Source organism: Mesorhizobium kowhaii, assembly GCF_042431665.1.
In the GTDB taxonomy this organism is placed as follows: domain Bacteria; phylum Pseudomonadota; class Alphaproteobacteria; order Rhizobiales; family Rhizobiaceae; genus Mesorhizobium; species Mesorhizobium kowhaii.
Window position 1 is genome coordinate 1 of the sequence record NZ_JBHLYT010000024.1, and the last position, 6930, is coordinate 6930.

4 protein-coding genes are annotated in these 6930 nt (G+C 61.1%); 1 reads left to right on the plus strand and 3 read right to left on the minus strand.

The features are described from left to right. Positions 1 to 130 precede the first annotated feature (130 nt). A complete protein-coding gene (locus tag ACFFNA_RS15880; protein ID WP_378919665.1) occupies positions 131 to 1090 on the plus strand; it encodes an ArdC family protein in 960 nt (319 codons plus the stop codon). Between the two features lie 293 nt (positions 1091 to 1383). On the opposite strand, the gene ACFFNA_RS15885 is transcribed toward ACFFNA_RS15880, so the two are convergent. The 3 genes from ACFFNA_RS15885 to ACFFNA_RS15895 all read right to left on the minus strand — a co-directional run bounded on the left by ACFFNA_RS15885 (position 1384) and on the right by ACFFNA_RS15895 (position 6880). Further along, positions 1384 to 3525 carry a hypothetical protein gene (locus tag ACFFNA_RS15885; RefSeq protein WP_378919667.1) on the minus strand — a complete coding sequence of 714 codons (2142 nt, stop codon included), beginning with the start codon at positions 3523 to 3525 and terminating at the stop codon, positions 1384 to 1386. Beyond that, entirely contained in the window at positions 3522 to 5171 is a 1650-nt protein-coding gene (locus tag ACFFNA_RS15890) for a site-specific integrase (RefSeq protein WP_378919669.1), read from the minus strand. The genes ACFFNA_RS15885 and ACFFNA_RS15890 overlap by 4 nt, the downstream gene beginning before the upstream one ends. Before the next feature lie 152 nt (positions 5172 to 5323). After that, positions 5324 to 6880 carry a tyrosine-type recombinase/integrase gene (locus ACFFNA_RS15895; protein ID WP_378919671.1) on the minus strand — a complete coding sequence of 519 codons (1557 nt, stop codon included), beginning with the start codon at positions 6878 to 6880 and terminating at the stop codon, positions 5324 to 5326. Positions 6881 to 6930: the final 50 nt, after the last annotated feature.

Here is a 6930-nt window from a genome sequence, read left to right on the forward strand (position 1 = left end):
TGGCAGTTATCTAAACAGTCAAGCTGTCTCACCGGCTTTTCATTGATCCCTTTCCATCGACGCCGAGCCTGACGCCGCCCGCAAGCGGTGGCGATCTCGTGCGCTCGCGTCGCTCCAAGGAGCTATCACGATGTCTTCCAGGAAGCAGTCCGGAGCGCGTGCCGACGTTTACACGCGCATTACCGCCGAGATCATTGCGGCAATCGAGCAAGGTGCAGGTGATTGGCGTGCACCGTGGTTCCACAACGGAACCAGCGCCGCCCGCCCGACCAACGTCGCATCGGACAGGCGCTACCGTGGGATCAACACGGTGGCGCTGTGGGTCGCAGCCATGGCCAACGGTTACAGCGATGGCCTGTGGGGCACCTATCGACAATGGCATGACGCTGGAGCGCAGGTGTGCAAGGGCGAACGGTCGACCACGGTCGTGTTGTGGAAGCAGATCGCTTCGTCTGACGCAGCGGATGACGATGGCAGCGATGACTGCAGCCGCACTCGGATGTTCGCCCGGGCCTTCTCGGTGTTCAACGTCGGACAGGTGGACGGATATGAGCATCCGGCGACGAGTATCTTGCCGGAGGACGAGCGTCTGGCGCATGCCGAGGCCTTCATCGCCAACCTCGGGATCAAGACCGTGTTTGGCGGCCCGGAAGCTTACTATCTTCCGTCGTCGGATACGGTGTTCATGCCGGACTTCGCTTCTTTCCGGGATGCCGCGTCGTTCTACGGTGTCTGGCTGCATGAGAACGGCCACGGCTCAGCGGCAAAGCACAGGCTTGACCGCGATCTCTCGGGCCGGTTCGGCTCGGCTGCCTATGCCGCCGAGGAATGCTGTGTGGAGATTCTCAGCGGGCTTGTGCTTGCCGATCTCGGCATTGCTCACCATCCGCGTCCGGATCATGCCGCGTATATTGCCTCGTGGATCGAGGTATTGAAGGACGATTCTCGCGCCATCTTCACGGCTGCGGGCAAGGCACAGCAGGCAGCCGACTGGATGCATGAGCAGCAGCCTGCGCCCGCGTCATCCGGTGTCACCGATGAGACGCAGGCGTGCCATCCTGCCTCTCCTGTTCTCGTCGGCGCGTTGTAGCAGAGCGCGAACCTGAGCGTGCTGGGCGATCACGTTCTCCCGATCATGTCGCTCCCGCTCCACGTCGATCTGCGAGGAGCGTGGCTTCTCAAGCCTCGACAGCTTTCCAGCCGCGGCCGCCTCCCGCAGTTCAGTGAGTATGGCCGGAGCACGGTTCGCGGTCGCCCGGCTGACGCCGGCTTCCCGTGCCAGAGCGGCAACCGTCAGGCGGCCGTCCGACCTGAACGCATTCCCTGCAGCAAGCCGGGTGAGCGCTTCGCGAAGCGCTCGCTCGGTCGAAGTGCTGACCGGCTTCACGACCGTTCCTCCAACAGTGGCGCGATCAGCTTGCGCATTCGATCCCGGTCCTGCCGGATTGCGATCCGCTGCACGTTCGACAATCGCTTCTCTTCCAGCATGGCCTCGGCATGCGTGATCGCGGCCTGCCACGCCGGCAAATGGCGACGGGCTAGGCACGAGTTCGGACAGCGATCCGGCGCACAGTTGGGCAGCGATGGGGTGCTCTTTTCCGTATCCTTGGAATGGCGCAGGCAAAGCGCGGTCGAGGGTTCGAAGAAGCAGTCGCTGAGATGACCGACATGAAGGGTGCGCGCCAGATGACCCAGCATCGACCTGACGCGTGCTCTGTCAGCGATCACGCCGGGAAGAGGCCCCATTTCCATGGCGACGCGATCCATTTCCGCAGCGACGCGGATGCCGGCCGGTCCGGCCGGACGCTCCCCGCGCCGGCAGGCCTCGTAGTGCTCCACGATGTCGTCGAGTTGGCCGAGAAGGTGTTCCTGCTCGACTTCCTGTCGGAAGCCTGATGCCGACGAGCCGGCATATCCGTCGAACATTGCCACTGAAGCGTGCTTGTACTGGATTTTTCCCGCGACCACGCCGAATGGCCGATTGGCGATATACCAGGCAACTGTGCGGCGAAGCTGAAGCGTGTTGAAGGACCACGGTCGACCTTCTATCCAAGGTATGGCCGGTTCGCCTTCCGCCCCATAGCGGTCATCAAGGTTCTGCTGGAATCGAGCGATCTGACGGAGAATGTGCGGCAAGCCATGTTCGGGCACGGTCCCTCGATGAAGGACGCCCCATAACCTGTCTTTGCTCCCTTCATTGAGATGACGGCTTGCGAGGCGTTCGGCGACTTGGATCGCCCGGGCGACAGGTTCGATCGTAATCCATTCTGCCGTCTCTCCGGGCGCGGGACGCCCTTTGTAGACGGTACTGCGAACCGCAATCCGTTCAACCATTCCATCGACGCTGCGGTCACGGACGAGGCAGTTGTGTTGCATGGCTTGCACTTCACCGCCACGCATGCCGGTGAGATAGGCGCAAAGGATATAGGCGGCCGTCTGGAGATGCTTTTCTTCCCTGATCAAAGCGAAGGAGTCGAAGCGGCTCCGCCAAGGCTTGCCCGTCTCCGGATCGAGCGAGATTTCGGTATCCAATCCCCCGGCCTCAGTGCCAAGTTCCGCGACCGCGTCCATGAGAAGGGGATAGGCGACCTTGTGTCCGATGAGGTTGGTGATGTGGAACCCGCTCTGTAAACCGATGAGGGCCATGTTGAGAACATCGCCACGTATGCGGCCATATCTAACACTGGAGCCGCAGATGCCGCCCATCGCGCCAGCCTCGCTCCAAACCGGAACCCCCCGGCCGGATTTGCGCCGCTTCGCAATCCACGCTGTCGTCTTTTCGACAATACTGCCGGCTTTCCGGCCCCGGGGTCGGTTTGCATATTGTTCATGGAGGGCATCGAGCTCGGCCCGCGCGGCAAAAATATCCTTGGCGAACACGTCAACATATTTCAGGGACCAGCGCAGAATCGCGCCGATGACAGCTTCGGGGATGCGCGGGGTTTTGTTCTCCTGCCGGCGCCCGTCGCATCCCGCGACGGCAAAAATGGCGCGGCCCTTCCATGGTGAGAAGCCTATCCCGCCGTGGGTCAGGAATGGCGCCAGGCGGTGCAATTGCGAGACGGGTTTGAGCAAGTCGGCAAGCCGTCTCGGCGCAATCTTCCGGCTCATATGCAAATACCGCCATTCATCTAGCAAATCCTGATCGATCGCCGAGACATCGAAAGCGCCGATCCTATCGCGCACGAACGCCATGAACTGACACAGGCCCACCAGGGCGACACGCGCCGTGGAAGGTCTCAATCGCTCGGATCGATCCGGGAAGCGTTCATTTAGCCACGCGTAGATGTACTCCTTGGCCGTCAGTTTCTCGACCGGGCAGATGATCGATTCAAATGAGATTGTTCGGTACCGCCGGACCATCACGCGGAAGATGGCCGCATCCATGCTCCAAACGTCCTCGGCAAATCGCGACAGGACGGATCGATCGACATCTTCCCGCAGCGGCATCGATGCGAGAACGATATCGTCTGGCCGACGAATGCGCGACAAATGCAGTGTAGGCCGAAGCTTGGCGAGGGTCATGTTCTCGCCTCCGCCGGCAAGTATAAAAGGTCTTCCGACGATGCTTGGATCTGAGCTTCGGCAACCAGGTCGGCCGGGAACGCCGGAAGAATCTGCACCGTGATGCGATGCCATGCACGGCCAAACTTCCTTGACCAATCCTCCAGCCCCAGCGCGGCGCGCTGCTCGACCATGAATGACCTGAAGGCTAGCAAAGCGGGGAGTTTGCGCGCCGTGATCACGGCGTTGGGGCATTCCAGGCAACCCCAGTATGGTGTAGCGCAAGCCTCGCCCGCCGCCGCGAATGGACTTGCGTAGAAGCCGCCACAACTGGCAAGCCACACATCCTGTTCTCCGTCTAATAGGGCGCCGATCTTCTCCGGCGGTGTCGGCAAGCGTTGGGCGGTCGGCTCCCGTCGCATCAACGCCTCGGTATCGGGGAGCACGATCACCGGCTGCAGGGCGGAGTCCAACGCATCGGTGAAGGCCTGCGCCAGAGTCTGTTCGTGGATATGACGAAGGGCTGGAATGTCAGCATAGTGCCGGGCGGCAACCGCCACCGTGTGACCGACGGCGAAGATTTCGAGTTGGCCGCCTGTGCGCTTGTATCGCTCGGCCTTGTGGGTCTTGCGCAGTCGGGAAAGCGACAATCTCAGCGGCGCGCCATCGTCATTGAGGATGTCGTGCCGGGCAACGAATGCCGCGACATGAGAGCGGTTATCGTCAGGCGCCGGTTGCAGGCCGTTGGTCGTCCAGGTTACCCAGAGGTGGTCGGAGCCTGTGTGATATCGCGCTCTCTCCGTCAGGCTGATGGCTCGACGAAGGATACCGCCCGGCGTGCTGCCGGCTCCGTCACGGACGCGCAATCGCTTCCATTCCGAGTCGCGCGAGCGACGCTTGTAATATTCGATCTCGACATAGCCCTTGGAAGGATTACGCAGGCAATCGGCCTTCAGCGAGAGCAGGCACTCCAGCTCCAGGCCTGTTTCGAGTGAGAGCAGTACAATGAAGCCCACCAGATCAATGCGTGTCAGGTGGAAGCCGGCATGTATCGTCTCCAGATATGGCCGAACCTTCCAGTAGAAGGTCATGTCCTGGAATCGCTGATAGTCAGGATGTTTGACTTCTATTCGCCCCGTCGCCCGGATGACGTCGATGACTTTGTCATAGTGGGCGCGCAACGGCGGATGGACGGCCAGATATGACGGTTCTGCCGGCAGCTCGCCAAGCAGCGTAACGCGGCCGATCGCTTCGTTCACCTGAGCTTGTGCTGCCCTTCGCAACGAAGCTGTGACGCCGCTGCTATAGGCATCGCGGGGCCTGCTGGTTCCGCCTTCGCCGTGTCCCAGATAGCCCAGCCGGGCAATCGTGGCGGTAGGGAAGCGGTCCGGTTCGTGTTCGACAGCCAGCCGCATGAGCGAGATCATGCCGGCCATGAGATGCCGTTGGTGCAGGCGACCGCCGGTATTCTGTTCAAGCCAGTTTTCATAGGAGTTGATCACCGCCACGTCGATATCGTCGAGCGCGGCAACCTCCGACCGACTCTCATCAAGGAAGGTCCAGAACCGGCGCAACGCTAATGTCTTCACCTGAACAGTTCGGGCGCGTGGTTCCGGTCCCATCCGGCGTATGTGATCTCGAAGCAACGGCGCGAACTCGACGGCCAACGAAGATCGCGACCAGGAGGCAAGATCAACGGTTATCTCGCGTCCGCCATCAGCACGGACAGCGAAGCGCCGAGAGTCGATTGGCACTATGTTTCGGCTGTCGGGTTCGATCTCTTGTTGGCTCTCTGGAAAGCAGGCCCGGCGCCCCCGGCTCATGCTGACGCCTCGCTGGCGAGATCAAATCCCCACTGGTCAACCGCCGCGTCGACCAGTTCTTGGCTGTCGGCGATGTGCTCGAGGTAGATATAGGTGCTTTCGATGCGGCTATGGCCCATCAGCCGCTGCAATTTCAGCAAGGGATCGCCAATCAGGCGACGCCAGGCCGGTCCGACGTGATTGCTGCGGGTGTCGATCACCCAACTGATATGCTCTCGCAGCAGCAGCGTCAGCATATGAACGGCGAAGCCGTGCCTCAACATGTGAGGAGTAACTTCGATGTCAATCCCGAACCGCTGGCATCGGGCGCTTGCTCGCCGGAACACGGCCTCCCATGCCGCCATCGGCATTGGCATACCACCTTCGGTCAGCCAAAGTCCGAGTGATAGTCCAGAAGTCTCGTAAACGAGCCTGGATCGGTCCTGCGGTGTCAGGAGGTCAATGCTGACCGGTTTGATTTCACGATCCTCGACGATTGCCAGGCCTCTCCGACCACGCTCGATGACACGGATCGGCCTCCTGATCCGCTCAATGGTGTTTCGCGCGTCATAGCGAGCCAGAGCATTCGCCCGTTCCAGATCGACATAGTCGCGTAGTTGGCGGACGAGCCTCAGTGGCAAACGCACCTCTCGGCCTTTGCGGCCCTTGGCGGCGGCCGACGACAATAGGAAAGGAATGGTGCGAACATCATGCGGGTACGTTGTCCCAGGCAGTTCCATTGCCAGGAGGCTCGATGCCTCCTGCAGGCGCAGGCCAGTGGTGAGCAGAAGCTCCGCAAATAATGCGTTCCGTTCACTGTTACGTCCCCGCCACGAGGGGTCTTCCCGTCCATCCGGGAGATGTCCTCGCAAGCCCACGTCCCGGAACAGCTTGTAGTGTGGCAGATCGAGGAACTGCATGTTGCCGTGTCGTGCGCCGGTTTCCCGTGCCGTATTGGCCGAAGCTGCTTTGACGGCGCCACTGTACATGAGGCGGGTCCAATATTGCCGATAGGCGAAGGGAGCCTGCGCCATGAGTTTTTCATCGACTGCCCAGCGATAGAGTTTGTCCAACGCTGCGATCGAGCGGTTCCACGAGGCGGCCGAGATGCGGTAGGGCGGTTCCGAGAGCCGTCGCGCTTCGTGGAAGGCGGCAATATCCTCCCGATCCGCGCGCCAGACGGATTTCCCGCCGCGGCGCTCCGATAGAAAGCGCAGCCAGACCAGGATGTCCCGTGCATAAGAGCGTAGGCTGTTCACAGATCGGACGCCCATTGTCGGGCACGCACGAAAGAAGCGGTTCAAATCGTGGCCATAGCTTCCATCCGGTCCGAGGATGAAAGGCATGCCGTCGACAAGACCAATAAGTGCTGCGGCGTCGATCTCATCCTGGGAAAGAGCATGAGTGATGCCGCCAGCGGTGACGGATTTCGGCAGCGCCGATAGGTCGGTAAAGAAAAGTTTCGGTATCGAACTCTCCTCGGCCGCGATTTCGCCCCGGGACGGGCTCGAGCCCGCCCCGGCGCGAAATCGCACTGCTCCACATTGAATGGAAAAGCGTGTCGTAAGCATCATCATAGGCCCCTGTGATCACCGCCGTAAGACGGTACACAGAGTCTGGATAA